14 protein-coding genes are annotated in these 18,032 nt (G+C 72.2%); 11 read left to right on the top strand and 3 right to left on the bottom strand.

The window, feature by feature from the left end; all coding sequences use genetic code 11:
• The first annotated feature begins 341 nt into the window (after positions 1-341).
• Both NI17_RS02385 and NI17_RS02380 read left to right on the top strand, forming a co-directional pair.
• Complete coding sequence (locus NI17_RS02385) at positions 342-1,586, top strand: metallophosphoesterase family protein (RefSeq protein WP_068692610.1); 1,245 nt, start codon at positions 342-344, stop codon at positions 1,584-1,586.
• A complete protein-coding gene (locus NI17_RS02380) occupies positions 1,583-5,224 on the top strand; it encodes an ATP-binding protein (RefSeq protein ID WP_243597591.1) in 3,642 nt (1,213 codons plus the stop codon). Before NI17_RS02385 ends, NI17_RS02380 begins: the two co-directional genes overlap by 4 nt.
• A 30-nt stretch (positions 5,225-5,254) precedes the next feature.
• Here NI17_RS02380 and NI17_RS02375 read toward each other — a convergent pair whose 3' ends face one another.
• The gene (locus tag NI17_RS02375) at positions 5,255-5,461 is read right to left on the bottom strand and encodes a hypothetical protein (protein WP_068692634.1); all 207 of its coding nucleotides are present in this window, start codon (positions 5,459-5,461) and stop codon (positions 5,255-5,257) included.
• Between the two features lie 337 nt (positions 5,462-5,798).
• Here NI17_RS02375 and NI17_RS02370 point away from each other — a divergent pair, with 337 nt between their 5' ends.
• The 8 genes from NI17_RS02370 (at position 5,799) to NI17_RS02335 (ending at position 15,071) form a co-directional block, all read left to right on the top strand.
• Positions 5,799-6,770, top strand: a complete 972-nt coding sequence (locus tag NI17_RS02370; RefSeq protein WP_243597590.1) for a bifunctional adenosylcobinamide kinase/adenosylcobinamide-phosphate guanylyltransferase — start codon at positions 5,799-5,801, stop codon at positions 6,768-6,770.
• Positions 6,767-7,528, top strand: coding sequence for an adenosylcobinamide-GDP ribazoletransferase (locus NI17_RS02365; RefSeq protein WP_369974926.1), 762 nt, complete (start codon positions 6,767-6,769; stop codon positions 7,526-7,528). The genes NI17_RS02370 and NI17_RS02365 overlap by 4 nt, the downstream gene beginning before the upstream one ends.
• A gap of 190 nt (positions 7,529-7,718) precedes the next feature.
• Positions 7,719-9,218: a leucyl aminopeptidase gene (locus tag NI17_RS02360; protein ID WP_068692608.1), complete on the top strand. Its 1,500-nt coding sequence runs from the start codon at positions 7,719-7,721 to the stop codon at positions 9,216-9,218.
• Positions 9,219-9,302: 84 nt separating this feature from the next.
• Positions 9,303-10,682, top strand: a complete 1,380-nt coding sequence (lpdA, locus tag NI17_RS02355; protein ID WP_068692607.1) for a dihydrolipoyl dehydrogenase — start codon at positions 9,303-9,305, stop codon at positions 10,680-10,682.
• Positions 10,683-10,696: 14 nt separating this feature from the next.
• The gene (gene sucB / locus NI17_RS02350; protein WP_369974927.1) at positions 10,697-12,199 is read left to right on the top strand and encodes a 2-oxoglutarate dehydrogenase, E2 component, dihydrolipoamide succinyltransferase; all 1,503 of its coding nucleotides are present in this window, start codon (positions 10,697-10,699) and stop codon (positions 12,197-12,199) included.
• 361 nt (positions 12,200-12,560) lie between these two features.
• Positions 12,561-13,262, top strand: a complete 702-nt coding sequence (lipB, locus tag NI17_RS02345) for a lipoyl(octanoyl) transferase LipB (RefSeq protein ID WP_068692605.1) — start codon at positions 12,561-12,563, stop codon at positions 13,260-13,262.
• A 52-nt stretch (positions 13,263-13,314) separates the two neighbouring features.
• Positions 13,315-14,253, top strand: a complete 939-nt coding sequence (lipA, locus tag NI17_RS02340) for a lipoyl synthase (protein ID WP_068692604.1) — start codon at positions 13,315-13,317, stop codon at positions 14,251-14,253.
• A gap of 86 nt (positions 14,254-14,339) precedes the next feature.
• On the top strand, positions 14,340-15,071 hold the full coding sequence (locus NI17_RS02335) for a DUF4191 domain-containing protein (protein ID WP_119267835.1): 732 nt from the start codon (positions 14,340-14,342) through the stop codon (positions 15,069-15,071).
• Positions 15,072-15,160: 89 nt separating this feature from the next.
• Here the strand turns inward: NI17_RS02335 and NI17_RS02330 are convergent, their stop codons facing one another.
• Positions 15,161-15,655, bottom strand: a complete 495-nt coding sequence (locus tag NI17_RS02330; protein WP_084012706.1) for an RDD family protein — start codon at positions 15,653-15,655, stop codon at positions 15,161-15,163.
• 240 nt (positions 15,656-15,895) lie between these two features.
• Between NI17_RS02330 and glnA the strand changes: the two genes are divergently transcribed.
• Positions 15,896-17,320: a type I glutamate--ammonia ligase gene (gene glnA / locus NI17_RS02325; RefSeq protein WP_068692602.1), complete on the top strand. Its 1,425-nt coding sequence runs from the start codon at positions 15,896-15,898 to the stop codon at positions 17,318-17,320.
• 370 nt (positions 17,321-17,690) lie between these two features.
• On the opposite strand, the gene NI17_RS02320 is transcribed toward glnA, so the two are convergent.
• Positions 17,691-18,014 (bottom strand): DMT family transporter, encoded by a 324-nt coding sequence (locus NI17_RS02320; protein WP_068692601.1) that lies wholly within the window; start codon positions 18,012-18,014, stop codon positions 17,691-17,693.
• Positions 18,015-18,032: the final 18 nt, after the last annotated feature.

The raw sequence follows: 18,032 nt of genomic DNA, 5'->3' as shown, positions 1-18,032 counted from the left end.
GAGTTTTCCCGGAAACGGCGTCTCCTGCCGGAGGGTCGGGACAACGGGGAGTCTCCGCCGGTCCCGACTCCGGGGGGAGGGGGCGGAGCACTCCTTCCCCGTGTCCCGTCTTCTCCCGGCGGTGAGGACGGGATGCCGGGGTCGGGGCGCCCGGCGTCTTTCTCCCCGGAGCCGCTGTCGCCCGCCTCCCCGGGGGGCAGGGGACACCGGGCGCGTCCCCCGGCCCTGCGGCACCGGTTCCCCGTCCCCGATTCTGCGGATCTTCGCACAGACCGCTGCGAAGAGGCGTCCTGTCGTGCCATGCTGGGCGGCTGTCTTCCGTCTTCCCCCGGAGGAGATCCATGAAGCTGCTCCACGCCGCCGACCTGCACGTCGACAGTCCGCTGCGCGGGCTGTCCAGATACGAGGGGGCCCCGGCCGAGCAGTTGCGCGACGCCACGCGGCGCGCCCTGGAGAACCTGGTGGACCTCGCGGTCGCCGAGGAGGTCACCGCGGTGCTGCTCGCCGGTGACGTCTACGACGGGGACTGGCCCGACTACAACACCGGACTGTTCTTCACCCGGCAGATGGCCCGGCTGCGCGAGGCCGACATCCCGGTGTACCTGATCGCGGGCAACCACGACGCGCAGAACTCGATGACGAAGACGCTGTCGCTGCCCGACAACGTGCACTCCTTCCGCACCGACCGGCCCGACACGGTCGTCGACGAGGCACGCGGGCTGGCCGTCCACGGCCAGGGGTTCGCCCGCTACGACATCACCGACAACCTCGCCGTCCACTACCCCTCGCCGGTGCCCGACCTGTTCAACGTCGGGCTGCTGCACACCGCGCTCAACGGCCGGGAGGGCCACCACCACTACGCGCCGTGCAGCATCGGCGACCTCGTCGACCGCGGCTACCAGTACTGGGCGCTGGGCCACGTCCACCGGCGCAGGGTCGAGCACGACTCCGATGTCAAGGTCGTCTTCCCCGGCAACATCCAGGGACGGCACGCCCGCGAGACCGGCCCGAAGGGCTGCACCCTCGTCACCGTCGACGACCGCCACGCGGTCGCCGACCTGCGCCACCACGACCTCGACAGCACCGCCCGCTGGCACGAGGCGCGCGTGGACATGGCGGGCGCCCGCGACCTCGACGACGCCTGCGTGCTCGTCGCGGAACAGCTCGCCAAGGAGGTCGACGCCGCCACCGCGCCCGGTCGGGTGCACGCGGTGCGGGTCGTGGCCGAAGGCCCCACCGACGCCCACCACGCGCTCCACCGCGACCAGGAGCGCTTCCTGAACGAGGTGCGTTCCCTGGCGAGCCAGCGCGGCGACGTCTGGATCGAGAAGGTGCGTGTGAAGACCGCCCCTCCCGAGGAGGGCCCCAGCGCCGCACAACTGGCGGGCCTGCTCGGTGACCTGCGGCGGGTGGGTGATCTGCTGTCAGCCGACCCCGAGCGGCTGAAGCAGCTCGTCGGCTCCTCCGGTCTCCTGGGCAAACTCCCCTCCGGGGTGGGCGCGCGGTTGCAGCGGCCCGACGAGCAGAGCCGCCTGGCGGTCGAGGCCGTCGAACTGCTCGCCGCGGAACTGGAGGGCCGCCGATGAGGATCGAACGGCTGGACCTGCTCGCCTTCGGTCCGTTCACCGACCTGTCGCTGTCCTTGGAGGCGCCCGGTCTGCACATCGTCTTCGGCCCCAACGAGGCGGGAAAGAGCACCGCCCTGCACGCCCTGGACCAACTGTTCTACGGCATCGACTGGCGCAGCCCCTACGACTTCGTCCACGCCAAGCCCGACCTGCGGCTGGGCGCGGCGGTCCGCGGCGACGACGGCGGGGTCGTGGAGTTCGTCCGGCTCAAGAGGCGCGGGAATTCGCTGGTCGACGCCGACGGCAGGCCGCTGGACGAGTCCACGCTGCTGCGGCTGCTGAACGGCGTGGACCGCGCCACCTTCCGCTCCACGTTCGCTCTCGACCTGGAGGAACTGCAGCGCGGCGGTCAGGAGCTGCTGGAGGGGAGGGGGGAGCTCGGGGAGGCCCTGCTGTCCGCCCAGTCCAGCCACGACCTCGGCGCGCTGCGACGCGCACTGGAGGAGCGGCGCGACGCGCTGTTCCTGCGCCAAGGTCAGAAACCGCTGATCAACCAGGCGATCAAACGCTACTCGGAACTGACCCGCGTGGTGCGGGACGCCCAGGTGCTTCCCGCGAACTACCAGAGCACCCGCGCTGCGGCCGCCGCGGCCGAGAAGCGCGAGGAGGAACTGCGGCAGCGGCTGGACGGGCGCCGCGCCGAACTGGTCCGGCTGCAGCGGCTGCGGCAGGTCCTGCCCTCCCTGGCGGAGCGGGCGCGCAAACTGGAGCGCCTGCGCGAACTGGAGGCCGAGGGGCCGCTGGCCCCCGCCGGGTTCGCGGAGCGGCTGCCCGACGTCGAGCGGCGGCTTCGCGCCGCCGGGGAGGCGCTGCGGACGGTCGCGGACGACATCGCGGCCAAACAGGAGGAACTGGACGGCCTGACCGTGGACGAGCGTCTGCTGGACGCCGCGGCCGAGACCGAGCGCCTGAGCCAGTCGCGCGAGCGGATCGAGGCCGACGAGCGGCGGCTCGCCACGCTCGACCGTGAAGCGGCACAGCTCAGGAGGCAGGCCCGCGACGCCCTGCGTGAGGTGCGTCCCGAGGCGTCCCTGGACGAGCCCGCGGCGTTCACCGTCGACCGCGCCGCACGGGACCGCGTCAGCACACTCGCCGAGGACTACGCCGACCTCCGCACCCGCCTGGACGACGCCCGCGACGAGGTCGCGCGCAGACGCCACCACCACGAGGCCGAGCAGCGCAGACTGGAGGAACTCCCCGATCCCGAGGACGGCGCGGCGGTCGCCGCCGCCCTCGACGCGGTGCCCGCCGCGCTGCTCGACGAACTGGACTCGGCGGCCGACGCCGTGCACGAGGCAGCCGCGGCACGGGAGCGTGTCGTGGCCGAGGCCGGGTGGGACTCCGCCGACGTCGCCGCGCTCGCCGCCGCACACGCCCCCTCGCGGGAGCAGGTCACCGCGCACCGCGACCGGCAGCGCGACAACGCCCGGGAGCAGGAGCGGGCCGCCCGGGAGTGCGCGAGGCTCCGTGCCGAACTGGCCGAGGAGCGCCTCCGGATGGAGGAGCTGACCCGGGACGAGACCGTACCCACCGAGGACGCCCTGGAGCAGGCCCGCCGGAGCCGCGACGCGCTGTGGCGGCGCGTCCGCGACGGCGGGACCGACGGCGAGACCCTCGCCGCCTACGAGCGCGCGGTCGACCGGGCCGACGGGCTCGCCGACCGCGCGCTGGCGGGCGCCCAGCGGATCGTCGAGCGCCAGCGGACCCGGCAGCGGATCGCCGAGCTGGAGAATCTCCTGGAGCACGCCGAAGCCGGGGCCGCCGCGCTCCGGGAGGTCGCCGACGACCTCGCCGCCCGATGGCGGGAGCTGTGGCCCGACCCGGTGCTGCCCGCCCCGGACCTGGACGCGGCCGAAACCGTGCTCGACCGGCTCGCCGACCTGCGGCACCACCACCAGGAGCACACGGCCGCCGCCCGCAGGCTGTCCGACCGCCGGGACCGGGCCGCAGCACACGCCGAACGGCTCGGCCGGGTGCTGCGGGAGGCGGGGCTGGAGGTGCCGACCGTCTCCCCCGCGGACAGCGGGGAGGGGCGGATCGGGCCGCTGCTGCGGGAGCTCCGGGAGATCGCCGCCGCCGAACTCGCCCGCCGCGACCGGGCCGCCCGGGACCGGGAGAGTCAGCGCAGGAGTGTCGCGGAGGCGGAGCGGTCGCTCACCGCCGCCCGGGCGAAGTTCGACTCCGTGAACGAGGCGATGCTCGCCTGGAAGGAGAGGTGGCGTCCGGTCGCGGCCTCCCTGGACCTGTCCGACGACCGCCTTCCCAGGGAGGTGCTGGGCGACCTCGACCAGCTCTCCCGTGTCGCCTCGCTCGCCGCCGAGGCCGAGCTGCGCACCGCCGAGGCCGAGGAACTGCGTTGCGGGATCACCGTCTTCCACGACGCGGTGCGCGCAGTGCTCGACGCCTGCGGCGTGGCGGTGCCGGACACCGCCGGGGAACGCCATCGGGAGCTGGAGGCCCTGCGCAAACGGGCCGAGGAGACCGACGAGCGGGAACGGCGGCGCAGGACGCTCACCGGCGACCTGGACAGACTTCAGGGGCAGCGGCGGGAGAGGCACGCCCAACGGGACAGCGCCGAGACCGAGCTCGCCCGCATGTGCGAGGAGACGGGGGTGGCCTCCGTCGCCGAACTGCGTGCGGCCATCGCGCGCTCCACCGCCGCGGCCAAGCTCCGCGAGGACGTGGAGCTGCTGTCCACCACGATCGCGAAGGCGTGGGACGGCGGTGTCGCCGCGGCCGAGGACGAGGCCGCGGAAGTCGACCAGGACGCGCTCCCCTCCCGGTTGCAGCGGCTGGAGGAGGAGATCGCCGCGCTTGAGGACGAGCGCACCCGTGCGCTGCGCGAACTGCAGGAGGCCAGGGCGGCGCTGGAGCGGATCGACGGCTCCTCCCAGGCGGCACTGGCCGCCCAGGAGCGTGAGGAGGTTCTCGCCCAGCTCTCGGAGGCCGCCGAGGAGCACACCCGCCTGGTTCTGGCCCACGCGATCCTCGTCCGGTGCATGGAGGAGCACCGCCAGGCCAACCAGGACCCGATTCTGGGTCGCGCCCAGAACCTGTTCGGGACGCTCACCGGGGGCCGGTTCCGGGAGCTGCGGGCGGAGACGTCCGAGGACGGGGCGACCGTGCTGCTGGCCCGCCGCGACAGCGGGGAGCTGCTGGGCATGGACCTGCTGAGCGAGGGCACTCGGGACCAGCTCTACCTGGCGTTGCGCCTGGCCTCGCTGGAGCGCTACGCGGCCGAGGGCCGCTCGATGCCGTTCGTGCTCGACGACGTCTTCATGACCTTCGACGAGGAGCGCACCGCGGCCGGACTGCGGGTTCTCGACGACCTGGCCGACCGCTTCCAGCCGGTGGTGTTCACCCACCACGCGCACCTGGCCGACCTGGCCCGCGACGTTCTTCCCGAAGACCGGGTGCACGTGCACCGGCTGCGGCGCTTCACCCCCGGGGCGCGCACCGCCGCGGACGGCCCGTCACCGGCCGCCGTCTCCGCCCGGTCCGCGGATCCGCCGGAGCGGCGCTGCCGGGAGTGCGGCTCCTCCTTCGTCCACCGGGGCCGGGGCCGCCCGCCCGCCAGGTGCCCGGAGTGCCGGTGAGCGGACGCGGCGGCGGGCCGCCGCGTCCGCTCAGATCTCCTCGCTGAGACTCATCGTGTAGGCGGGGGAGCCCTCGTCCAGCAGGGTCACGCGCTCGGCCCCGGCGTCGCGCAGTTCCCGCCAGGTCTCGCCGAGCCAACTCTCGGCGTCGCCGCGCGAGGCGAACAGCTCGTCCGGCAGGGCCGAGCCGTCCAGCACCGTTCCGTCGGCCGTCTCGTACCGCCAACTCCACGCCATGAGCACTCCCCAATCCTGTCCACCGGCCACCGAAGGCCCTTCGGGGAGCCTATTACCCAATGCCGGAGAGTCAGGGGGAAGGCGCGGCATTCCAGGCGAGCGTCCGCGGTGGGCCGCCTCAGGTGCTCTGGTGGAATGCCCTGCCCGCCTGACTTCCCGGCATTGGCCCACTGCCCCCATGCGGGGCTCGACCGTCCGGCGGTGTCCCGGATGCGGTTAACTAGCGGACGTGCGTATCCGTCTCGCCGGGACAGCGGGGGCCGCGGGGTGGCCCGCGCCCAACTGCCGTTGCGCCTCCTGCAACCGGGCTGTCAACCGTCGTCGGCTCCCCCTCCGGGTGACCGTCGACAACGTCCTCAGCCTCTCCTCCCCCGACTCCGCCGTCCCGAACCCGCCTCCCGACGGCTACTCGGCCGTGCTGACCCCGTACGGCCTGCGGGTGGACGGCGCGGACGGCGGTCGGCTGCTGTACGCGCGCCCCGGCGCGCCCGCCGAGCCTCCCGAGGACGCCGATCCCGACGATCCGCGCCCCGCCCACCAGGCCGACCTGGTGCTGGTGGACGTGGTGGAGTCACCCGAGACGATCGGCGCGCTGCGGCGGGCCGGGGTCGTCGGGTTCACCACCGCCGTGGTGGCCGTGGGCGGCGACCACCGGGTGCACTCCCCCGGCGAGTTCGCCCGCCGGGCCCGGCTGTGGGGGGCGCTGGCCCCCTCCGACGGCCAGGAGCTGAGGTGCCCGCCCGCGACCTGGCCGCCGTCGCGTCCGCACGGCCCCCACCGGGTGCTGGTCACCGGGGGCGCGCGCTCGGGCAAGTCCGCGGAGGCGGAGCGGCGGCTGCTGGGCGAACCCGAGGTGCTCTACCTGGCCACGGGACCGGCTCCCGACCCGGAGGAGGACGGGTCGTGGGCGCGGCGGGTGGCCGAGCACCGGGCGCGCCGCCCGCCGTGGTGGCGCACGGTCGAGACGCCCGACGCCGCCTCGGTGCTGGCGGAGGCGCGCGGCGCGGTGCTGTTCGACTGCGTGGGCACCTGGCTGGCCCGCGTCATGGAGGACTGCGGGCTGTGGGCCGGGGAGGCCACCGACGCCGAGGAGCGGCTGGCCGGGCGTGTGGCGGAGCTGGTGGCGGCGTGGCGCGGCAGCGCGGCCTACGTGGTGGCGGTGACCAACGAGGTGGGTTCGGGCGTGGTGCCGCCGACCGCGAGCGGCGGCCTGTTCCGCGACTGGCTGGGGCGGCTCAACCAGTCGCTCGCCGCCGAGTCCGAGGAGGTCGTGCTGGCCACGGCCGGTCGTGTCACGCAACTGCCGTGAGCGGCGTGTTCCGTGACTGCGCCGACGGGCTGCGCATGGCGGTGGGCACGCTGACGGTCGTTCCGGTCCGGGTGAGCCGGGTGGACCGCACCGTGGCCGCCTGGGCGATGACCGCGGCACCGCTGGTGGGCGTGCTGCTGGCGGCCGTGGGCGCACTGGTGCTGGCGGGGGCGCTGCTGGTCGGGCTGTCGCCCCTGCTGGCCGCCGCGCTGGCGGTGGGCGCGCTGGCGCTGCTCACCCGGGGCCTGCACCTGGACGGGCTGGCCGACGTCGCCGACGGCCTGGGCGGCGGCGCCGACTCCGGGCGGGCGCTGGAGATCATGAAGCGCTCCGACATCGGCCCGTTCGGCGTGGTCACCCTGGTCTTCGCGGTGCTGGTGCAGGTGGCGGCCCTGGCCGCGCTGGCCGAGCGCGGGATCGCCGAGGCCGCGCTGGGGCTGGCGGCGGCACTACTGTCGGGGCGGCTGGCCATCACCTGGGCGTGCACGCGCGCCGTCGGCGCGGCCCGGCCGGACGGGTTGGGCGCGTTCGTGGCACGGACCGTGCCCTATCCGGCGGCGGCGGCCGTCACCTGCGCCGTGCTGCTGGTCGGACTGTGGGACCGGGGATGGCCGGTGGCGGTGGGCGCGGGCCTGGTCGCGGCGGGCGCGCTGCTGCTACGGCTGCGTCGCCGTCTGGGCGGGATGACCGGCGACGTGCTGGGCGCGCTCGCCGAGACCGCGGCGAGCGTCGCCCTCGTGGTCGCCGCGGCTCTGTAAGCAGCATCACATTCGTTCACATAAGATCACTCGCACCCCGCTCCGCGCCGTCCGCCCGCGGCGTGCGCGCATCCGACAAACCCGCACGTCCCGGACGTCGCAGAGCGCCCCGGGCGTTTCCCGGAGAAGTTCGGGGCACGCCTGGGACGTGTGTGTCCGCCCGCACAGCGCAAGGACTAGCATCGAGACCGTGAGCACGTCGCTGGAAGTCAAATCCGAGTCCCCACGTTCGCTCGACGCTGACGCGGTAGTCGTCGGCTACCATTCCGGGGCCGACGGCCCGGAACCCGCGTCGGGCGCTCACGACGTCGACTCCGCCTTCCCCGGCGGACTCGGCGCGGCCCTGGCCCTGCTGGGTGCCACCGGAGCGGCCGAGGAGGTGCGCACCGTCCCGGCTCTGGGCGCTGTCGCGGCCCCGGTGGTGGTCGCGGTCGGCCTCGGTCCGGCACCCGCCGACGGCGGGTCGGTGTCCGCCGACACGGTGGCGCGTGCCGCGGGAGCCGCCCTGCGCGGCCTGCGCGGCAAGTCCCGGGTCGTGCTCGCCCTGCCGGCCGAAAGCGGTGAGCTGGCCGCCGCCGCGGCCCTGGGCGCGCTGCTGGGCGGCTACTCCTTCGACCGCTACCGCACCGGTTCCACCGAGTCCCCGGTCGAGTCCCTGGTCGTGGTCAGCGGTGCCGACGGCGCGTCCGAGTCGGTCGAGCGCGCCAGGGTGCTGGCCTCCTCGGTCTGCCTGGCCCGCGACCTGGTCAACACCGCGCCCGTGGACCTGTGCCCCGAGGACCTGGCGGGGATCGCCGAGCAGGTCGCCCGGGACGGCGGCCTGGACGTGACGGTCCTCGACGAGAGGGCGTTGGCCGAGGGCGGCTACGGCGGCCTCGTCGGAGTCGGCCAGGGGTCGGTCAACCCGCCGCGCCTGGTCCGCATGTCCTACAGCCACCCCGACGCGACCAGGACCCTCGCGCTCGTCGGCAAGGGCATCACCTTCGACTCCGGCGGCCTGTCGCTCAAGCCCACCTCGTCGATGGACTGGATGAAGTCCGACATGGGCGGCGCCGCGGCGGTGCTGGCCGCGATGCGCGCCATCGCCGAGCTGCGTCCCGCCGTGAACGTCGTCAGCTACCTCGCCATCGCCGAGAACATGCCCAGCGGCACCGCGCAGCGCCCCTCCGACGTGCTGACCGTCTACGGCGGCAAGACCGTCGAGGTGCTCAACACCGACGCCGAGGGGCGCCTGGTCATGGCCGACGCGCTGGTGCGCGCCCACGAGGACTCTCCCGACCTGATCGTGGACGTGGCCACGCTGACCGGCGCGCAACTGGTCGCGCTGGGCACGCGCGTCTTCGCGGTGATGGCCAACGACGACGCGGTGCGCGAGCAGGTGGTGGCCGCCGCCGAGGCCGCGGGCGAGGCGGCGTGGCCCATGCCGCTGCCCGAGGAGCTGCGCAGGGGCCTGGACTCGTCGGTGGCCGACATCGCCAACGTGTCGGCGGAGCGCTGGGGCGGCATGCTCAGCGCCGGAGTGTTCCTCAAGGAGTTCATCGCAGACGGAGTCAGGTGGGCCCACCTGGACATCGCCGGACCGGCGTTCAACCAGGGACAGCCCCACGGTTACACCCCGAAGGGGGGCACGGGCGCGGCGACACGCACCCTCGTTCGCCTGGCCGAGTCCCTCTCCGAAAGAGCCGAATAACCAAGACCGGACGTCATGAGCCGCGTCCGGGCTCGCCAACGGTGTGCGATCACACCGAAAGAACCAGCAAGGAGTGTCCTTCCCGTGAGTGAGAGCGGCGGCACATTCGACCTCGTCATCCTGGGCGCCGGAAGCGGCGGCTACGCGGCTGCCATCCGCGCCTCCGAACTGGGCATGAGTGTCGCCCTGATCGAGAAAGACAAGCTCGGCGGCACCTGCCTGCACTACGGCTGCATCCCGACCAAGGCCCTGCTGCACGCGGGAGAGGTCGCCGACACCGTCCGCGAGAGTGAGAAGTTCGGCGTCCGGGCCGCGTTCGATTCCATCGACATGGCCGGCGTGCACAAGTACAAGGACAAGGTCGTCGGCGGTCTGCACCGCGGTCTGACCGGCCTGATCAAGTCCCACGGCATCACCGTCGTCGAGGGCGAGGGCAGGCTGACCGCCGTCGACGAGGTGACCGTCAACGGCGCGGTCTACAAGGGCGCCAACATCGTGTTGGCCACCGGTTCCCAGGCGCGCTCCATCCCCGGCCTGGAGCTGGACGGTGAACGGATCATCTCCAGCTACGAGGCCCTCAGGCTGGACCGCATCCCCAAGTCGGCGATCATCCTGGGCGGCGGCGTCATCGGCGTGGAGTTCGCGAGCGCCTGGCGCTCCTTCGGCGCCGAGGTGACGATCGTCGAGGGCCTGCCGCACCTGCTGCCCGCCGAGGAGGAGTCCAGCTCCAAGCTGCTGGAGCGGGCCTTCCGCAAGCGCGGCATCAAGTTCGAGCTGGCCAACCCGTTCGAGAGCGTCAAGACCACCGAGACCGGCGTCAGCATGACCCTCGCCAACGGCAAGACCGTCGAGGGCGAGCTGCTGCTGGTGGCCGTGGGCCGCGGCCCGGTCTCGCAGGGGCTGGGCTTCGAAGAGGTCGGCATCCGGATGGAGCGCGGCTTCGTGCAGGTCAACGAGAACCTGCACACCGGCGTCGGCAACATCTACGCCGTGGGCGACCTCATCCCGACCCTGCAGTTGGCGCACGTCGGCTTCGCCGAGGGCATCTTCGTGGCCGAGTACATCGCCGGGCTGAACCCGGTGAACATCGACTACGACGGCGTTCCCCGCGTCACCTACTCCGAGCCGGAGGTGGCCTCCGTGGGGATCACCTCCAAGACGGCGGCCGAGCGCGGGATCGAGACCACCGAGTTCGTCTACAACCTGGCGGGCAACGGCCGGAGCCAGATCCTGCAGACGCAGGGCGCGGTCAAGGTCGTCGCGGCCAAGGACGGCCCGGTGCTGGGTGTCCACATGGTGGGCAGCCGTGTCGGCGAGCTGATCACCGAGGGCCAGCTGATCTACAACTGGGAGGCCCTGCCCGCCGAGGTCGCGCAGCTCATCCACCCGCACCCGACCCAGTCCGAGGCGCTGGGCGAGGCGCACCTGGCGCTGGCGGGCAAACCGCTGCACGTCCACGACTGATCCGCCGTCGGGGGGTGGGCGGGTCCCGCGGGCACCCGCCCACCCCGTTTCCGCCGTTCCTGCGACCGCTCACACAAGAGGAACCCATGTCCACTCCCGTTTCCATGCCCGCGCTGGGCGAAAGCGTCTCCGAGGGCACCGTCACCCAATGGCTCAAGAAGGAAGGCGACACCGTCGAGGTCGACGAGCCGCTTCTTGAGGTCTCGACCGACAAGGTCGACACCGAGATCCCCTCCCCCGTCTCCGGCGTGCTGACCAAGATCCTGGTCAGTGAGGACGAGACGGTCGAGGTGGGGGCCCAGATCGCGATCATCGGCGGTGCCGACGAGGCTCCCGCGCCGCAGGAGGAGGCCCCCGCGGCCGAACCCGAGCCCGAGGCCGAGGCCGCACCCGAGCCGGAACCGGAGCCGGAGCCCGCACCGCAGGCCGCGCCCGAGCCCGCCCCCGCTCCGCGGCCGGAGCCCGCTGCGCAGCCCGCTCCCGCTCCCGCCGCGCAGGCCCGCCGCACCCGCGAGGAGGAGACTCCGACGGTGGACCTGGGGACGCTGAGCGGCACCGGTCAGGTCTCGGGCACCGACGCGACCAGCGAGGGGTACGTGACCCCGCTGGTGCGCAAGCTCGCCGCCCAGGAGGGCGTGGACCTGTCCTCGGTGAAGGGCACCGGCGTGGGTGGCCGCATCCGCAAGCAGGACGTCCTGGAGGCCGCCCGGCGCAGGCGCGAGCAGCAGCAGCGCGCCGCCGCCGGACCCGCTCCCGCCACGGCTCCCGCGCCGCGCCGCGCGGCCGCCGACACCACCCTGCGCGGACGCACCGAGACGATGTCGCGGCTGCGGCAGACCATCGCCGAGCAGATGGTCGAGTCGCTGCGCACCTCCGCCCAGCTCACCCAGGTGATCGAGGTCGACGTCACCAGGATCGCCCGACTGCGGGAGCAGGCCGCCGCTCAGTTCGCCGCCGTCGAGGGCGTGGAGCTGGGCTTCTTCCCGTTCTTCGCGCTGGCCACGATCGAGGCGTTGAAGGCCAACCCCAAGCTCAACGCCGTCATCGAGGGGACCGAGGTCACCTATCACAGCATCGAGAACCTCGCGGTGTCGGTGGACACCGAGCGGGGCATGCTGGCTCCGGTGATCAAGGACGCCGGCGACCTCAACCTGGGCGGTCTGGCCCGCAAGATCGCCGACCTGAGCGAGCGCGCGCACACCGCCCGGCTCGGTCCCGACGAGCTCAGCGGCGGCACGTTCACCCTGGTCGACAGCGGGGCGAACGGCGCACTGCTGGAGACGCCGATCATCAACCAGCCGCAGGTGGGCATCCTGAGCACCGGCACCGTGGTCAAGCGCCCGGTGGTGGTCGAGGACCCGCAGCTCGGCGAGGTCATCACGGTCCGCTCGATGGCGTACCTGTCGCTGAGCTACGACCACCGACTCATCGACGGCGCCGACGCCGCGCGCTTCCTCACCAGTGTCAAGGAGCGCCTGGAGGAGGGCTCCTTCGAGGCCGAACTGGGTCTGGACTAGCAGGACGGCCACCGGCCGGTCCCCGCGGTGGGCTCCCCTCACGGGGAGTCTGCGTCGGGACCGGCCGCAGACGCACGGTGGGGCGACACCTGTTCGGGTGTCGCCCCACCGCATACCCCACCATCATCCCTGGTGATCCCCACCACCAAGGTTTCTGTGTCCCGGCAGCCGCTCCCCCGGCGCCGGGGCGCGCTTGTCGGCGCCATGCCCGCCAAGCGCGATGTAATCAGGTTATCACTGACTGTGGCAGAAGGGAGTGCTTCCCCGAAAGTCGTCCGGTCGGACCGGTGGCGCGCACCGACCGGAGTGCGGCCGTCCCCGCGAATCCCCGGAGATCTCGGGCAGCGCGTAAGGTGGGGACGTGAGTGAGCTCCTGTATCAGTGGTTGGGCGAGGCACCGGTCCCCTACGAGGCGGGCTGGGAACTCCAGCGGCAGCTCCACAGGCGCCGCGTCGCCGATCAACTGCCGGACACCGTGCTGCTTCTGGAACACGAGCCCGTCTACACCGCGGGCAAGCGGACCGGCCCCTGGGACCGTCCGCTGACCGACCCGGGCGCCCCGATCGTCGACATCGACCGCGGCGGCAGGATCACCTGGCACGGCCCCGGCCAGCTCACCGCCTATCCCATCGTCAAGCTGTCCGCTCCGTTGGACGTCGTCGCCTACGTGCGGATGCTGGAGGAGGCCATCATCGGGGTGATCGGCGAGTTCGGTCTCGCCGGCATCCGGGTCGAGGGCCGCACCGGCGTGTGGCTCGCCGCCGACCCCGAACGGGGCCTGCCCGAACGCAAGGTCGCCGCGATCGGCTGCCGGGTCTCCAAGGGCGTGACGATGCACGGGTTCGCGGTGAACTGCAACAACGACCTGTCATGGTTCGACCGGATCGTCCCCTGCGGCATCTCCGACGCGGGTGTCACCTCCCTGTCGGCCGAACTGGGCCGCGACGTCGGGGTAGGCGACATCCTGGAAGCGACCGAACGGCACCTGACCAGGGCGCTCGGCGCGTCCGGCCACCGCCGGGCCGAGGGCGTGCCCGTGCTCCCCGAGTTCGTCGACGCCTGAGCCGCGTCGACGGACTCCGCGCCACAAGCGAAGAACGAAAGGAAGGCCGGTTGTGAGCATCGCTCCCGAGGGCCGCAGGCTACTGCGGATTGAGGCCCGCAACAGCACGACCCCCATCGAGAAGAAGCCGCCGTGGATCAAGATCAAGGCGAAGATGGGGCCCGAGTACACCGAACTGCACTCGCTGGTCAAGAGCGAGGGGCTGCACACGGTGTGCCAGGAGGCCGGGTGCCCCAACATCTACGAGTGCTGGGAGGACCGCGAGGCCACCTTCCTCATCGGCGGCGACCAGTGCACGCGGCGCTGCGACTTCTGCCAGATCGCCACGGGCAGGCCCACCGCGCTGGACCGGGGCGAGCCGCTGCGGGTCGCCGAGTCGGTGCGCACCATGGGACTGAGGTACGCGACCGTCACGGGGGTGGCCCGCGACGACCTGGACGACGGCGGCGCGTGGCTGTACGCCGAGACGGTCCGCAAGATCCACGAGTTGAACCCCGGCACCGGCGTCGAACTGCTGATCCCCGACTTCAACGCCGAACCCGACCAGCTCGCCGAGGTCTTCGGCGCGCGCCCCGAGGTGCTCGCGCACAACATCGAGACCGTGCCGCGGATCTTCCGGCGGATCCGGCCCGGTTTCCGCTACGAGCGCTCCCTGGAGGTGATCACCCGCGCCCGCGAGGCGGGACTGGTCACCAAGTCCAACCTGATCCTGGGCATGGGCGAGGAGCGCCCGGAGATCAGCCAGGCAATGCGCGACCTGCACGAAGCGGGATGCGACCTGCTCACGATCACGCAGTACCTGCGTCCCTCCAAGCTGCACCACCCGGTCGACCGGTGGGTCAAGCCGGAGGAGTTCGTGGAACTGGGCCGCGAGGCCGAGGAGATCGGCTTCGCCGGGGTGATGTCGGGACCGCTGGTGCGCTCGTCGTACCGGGCCGGACGGCTGTACCGGCAGGCGGTCGAGCGCCGCGAGGCGACGACCACGGCCTGAACGGCCGCGTCGACGGTACCCGGGTGGGACGGCGGCGGGAGCCGCCGCCGTCCCACCTGTCCCCCTTCCCGCCCTATCCTTGAGATATGGCCAAGAAGCCCAAGGACACCCAGACCGCCCCGGCCAGCGACGCCAAGGGCGAGGACGCCGCCAAGCGGCCCGGCAGGTTCAAGCAGTTCGGCATGGTCGTCAAGATCGTGCACCAGCAGAGCCCCAGGAGCATCCCGATCGCGGTCGGGGTCATGGTGGGTGTGCTGGCACTGGCCGTCCTGATCGGCGTCCTCACGGGCTTCTGGCTGTACTCGCTGCTGCTGGGCCTTCCGCTGGCGCTGCTGGCCGGGCTGATCACCTTCTCCCGGAGCGCGCAGAAGATCCAGTACCGGATGCTGGACGGCCAGCTCGGCGCCGGGCTGGCGATCCTGCAGAACATGCGCGGCAACTGGACGATCGAGCCGGGGGTGAACGCCAACCGCAACATGGACGTCGTGCACCGCGCGGTGGGCTACCCCGGTGTGGTGCTGGTCGGCGAGGGTGACCCGCAGCGGCTGAAGTCGCTGATCGCGGCCGAACGCAAGCGCGTGATGCGCGTGGCCTACGAGACCCCCATCTACGACGTCCAGGTCGGCAACGGCGAGGGACAGGTCAAGGTCTCCGAACTGCAGAAGCGCGTGTTCAAGCTGCCCCGCAACCTGGACAAGCCGCAGCTGACCGAGCTGCGCTACCGGCTCAAGGCGCTGCCCCCGGCGATGCAGGCTCCGCGCGGCCCGATCCCCAAGGGGGTCAAGATGCCCAAGATGCCGCGCCCCAAGCAGCGCTGACGCGCCGCACCCCAGACGTCTCCGGCGTCGCCGGGACCGTGCGGACCGGTCCCGGCGACGCCGGTTCCGTCTCTCGGCTCCTCCGCGGCTCAGAGCCTCTGGTTGACCGTTCCGGCGGCGCGGTCGTGCAGGCCGCGCTGGTCGCGGTCGTAGACGACGGCCGGAAGGACCAGGCACAGCAGGACGGTGCGCAGGACCATCGCGGCGGGCCACGGCAGCGCCCGCTCCCCCGTCGCCGCGATGCGGACGCCGACCAGTCGCTTGCCCACGGTGGTGCCGAACAGGATCAGCAACACCGTGGTCATGGCCGCGAAAACCAGCAGCGGCAGCCATCCCGCCGCGCCCGACGCGACGGCGCCCCCCGCCGCGGAGAACGACGGGACCCCGAAGAGCAGGGACGACAGGCAGAGCGCGAGCAGCCAGTCGATGGTGACGGCGACCAGGCGGCGGCCGAAGCCCGGAACCGATCCCGGTCCCGTCTCGGGGCGGTCCAGCCGGTTTCCCCGGTAACGGAACTCCGCACCGTCTCCGCTGTCACCGTCGGTGATGCCGGTCGGACCGTCGTGACCTCTCGATTCGCCCATGTCCTCACCGTACTGGGCCGTAGTGCGCCGGCTTACCCGGCCTTGACCCGCAGAAAGGTTGATGAAGGAGGTCAAACGGGAAAAGACCTCCGCCGTAACACCCACGAAACATATGAGACACGGGTCGGAAATCGGCCGCTCCTAGCGTCGCATACGTAGCCGGGAGGTGGCGAGGGTGGCTCTTCGCGATGTGGCGGACGCCTGTCCCACGCGGCCTTATGAACCTGCACGGAGGTAATCTTGTTCAGCAGCGCCGATGAGGCTCTCGCTTTCATCCGAGAAGAAGGCGTTCAGTTCGTGGACGTCCGGTTCACCGACCTGTTCGGTGGCGTCCACCACGTGACGATCCCGGCCGAAAGGGTCGACGAGGACTTCCTCACCAACGGTCAGATGTTCGACGGCTCGTCGATCCGTGGTTTCCAGGCGATCCACGAGTCCGACATGCTGCTCCTGCCCGACCTGGGCACCGCGGTCCTCGACCCGTTCCGCGAGTACAAGACGCTGAACATCACCTTCTTCGTGCACGACCCGCTCACCCGCGAGTCCTACAGCCGCGACCCCCGCAACGTCGCCCGCAAGGCCGAGGCCTACCTGAAGAGCACCGGCATCGCCGACACCGCGTTCTTCGGTCCCGAGGCCGAGTTCTACATCTTCGACGACGTCCAGTTCTCGACCCAGCCCAACACCGGCTTCTACTCCATCGACTCCGTCGAGGGAGCCTGGAACACCGGCAGCAAGCGCGAGGGCGGCAACCTGGGCTACCGGCCCCGCTACAAGGGCGGCTACTTCCCGGTGGAGCCCAGCGACCACTACAGCGACCTGCGCTCCCGCATGGTCCGCACCATGATCGAGGCGGGGCTGCCGGTCGAGCTGCAGCACCACGAGGTCGGCACCGCCGGCCAGTCCGAGATCGGCATCCAGTTCGGCACGCTGCTCCAGCAGGCCGACCGGGTCCAGCTGTACAAGTACATCGTCAAGAACGTCGCCAACTCGGTGGGCAAGACGGTGACCTTCATGCCCAAGCCGCTGTTCGGTGACAACGGCTCCGGCATGCACTGCCACCAGAGCCTGTGGAAGGACGGCTCCCCGCTGTTCTTCGACGAGAGCGGCTACGCGCAGCTGTCCGACACCGCCCGCTACTACATCGGCGGTCTGCTCAGGCACGCCCCGTCGCTGCTGGCCTTCACCAACCCGACGGTCAACTCCTACCACCGCCTGGTGCCGGGCTACGAGGCCCCGATCAACCTGGTGTACTCGCAGCGCAACCGCTCCGCGTGCGTGCGCATCCCGCTGACCGGCCCCAACCCCAAGGCCAAGCGTCTGGAGTTCCGGGTTCCCGACCCGTCGGCCAACCCGTACCTGGCGTTCTCCGCCATGCTGATGGCCGGCATCGACGGCATCAAGAACAAGATCGAGCCGCCGGAGCCGCTGGACAAGGACCTCTACGAGCTGCCGCCCGAGGAGGCCGCGGAGATCGCCAAGGTCCCGGCGTCCCTGGACGCGGTGCTGGACAACCTGGAGGCCGACCACGAGTACCTGGTCGAGGGCGGCGTCTTCACCGAGGACCTCGTCGAGACCTACATCGACTACAAGCGCACCGTCGAGATCGACTCGCTGCGTCTGCGCCCGCACCCGCGCGAGTTCGAGCTGTACTACGACGTCTGATCGAGGGGCACCGTCCGGGCGCGGTGAACCTTCGGGCGGGGCCGCCCTCCTCTGGGAGGGCGGCCCCGCCGCGTTCCTCGCATCCGCGTCCCGACCGCCCCGGTCATCAGCAGCGGCGCCAGGATCTCCCGCGGTTCCCGGGTGGCCGCGGCTTCGCCGGTACGGTTCGGCAGTCCTCGGGGAGGCGGGCGGGGCCGCATCCGCTCGGAGAGAACCGATCGCGCCCCCGCTTCCCCGAGATTTCCGCCGCCTCTCCGTCGTCTCCGCTCACCGGCCACCACGGGTGATACGGTCGGCCCCGTGAGCCCCGGGGCGCCTGTGCGCAGCACGCCGCCCGGGGCACGGTCTTCTGGGCGCGAGGCACCGCTTCTCAGTGCGCCGCGCCCAGTTCCAGGGCGGCCACGCCCGCGATCACCAGGACGATGCCGCAGACCTGCACCCAGGTGAGGGTGTCGCCCAGGAAGAGGGCGCCGATGAGCGCGACCAGGGTCACGCCCAGCGCCGACCAGATGCCGTAGGCGACGCCCACCCCCATGCCCAGCTTGAGCACCTGAGCGAGCAGGTAGAACGCCACTCCGTAGCCCACGAGCGTGACCACCGAGGGCAGCGGTCGGGTGAATCCCTCCGAGAACCGGAGGGAGATCGTCCCGGTCACCTCGGCGAGGATCGCGCCGACGAGCAGCAGCCACTGCATGGAGCACTCCAGAAGAAC

Source organism: Thermobifida halotolerans (genome assembly GCF_003574835.2).
In the GTDB taxonomy this organism is placed as follows: Bacteria; Actinomycetota; Actinomycetes; order Streptosporangiales; family Streptosporangiaceae; genus Thermobifida; species Thermobifida halotolerans.
Note: the sequence above shows the minus strand (reverse complement) of the source record. Positions and strands in the feature narration are given on the sequence as shown.

Excerpts from the sequence above, each read along its gene's own strand:
- NI17_RS02385 (WP_068692610.1), top strand. The coding sequence starts at position 342 with ATGAAGCTGCTCCACGCCGCCGACCTGCACGTCGACAGTCCGCTGCGC.
- NI17_RS02380 (WP_243597591.1), top strand. The coding sequence starts at position 1,583 with ATGAGGATCGAACGGCTGGACCTGCTCGCCTTCGGTCCGTTCACCGAC.
- NI17_RS02375 (WP_068692634.1), bottom strand. The coding sequence starts at position 5,461 with ATGGCGTGGAGTTGGCGGTACGAGACGGCCGACGGAACGGTGCTGGAC.
- NI17_RS02335 (WP_119267835.1), top strand. The coding sequence starts at position 14,340 with ATGGCCAAGAAGCCCAAGGACACCCAGACCGCCCCGGCCAGCGACGCC.
- NI17_RS02330 (WP_084012706.1), bottom strand. The coding sequence starts at position 15,655 with ATGGGCGAATCGAGAGGTCACGACGGTCCGACCGGCATCACCGACGGT.
- NI17_RS02320 (WP_068692601.1), bottom strand. The coding sequence starts at position 18,014 with ATGCAGTGGCTGCTGCTCGTCGGCGCGATCCTCGCCGAGGTGACCGGG.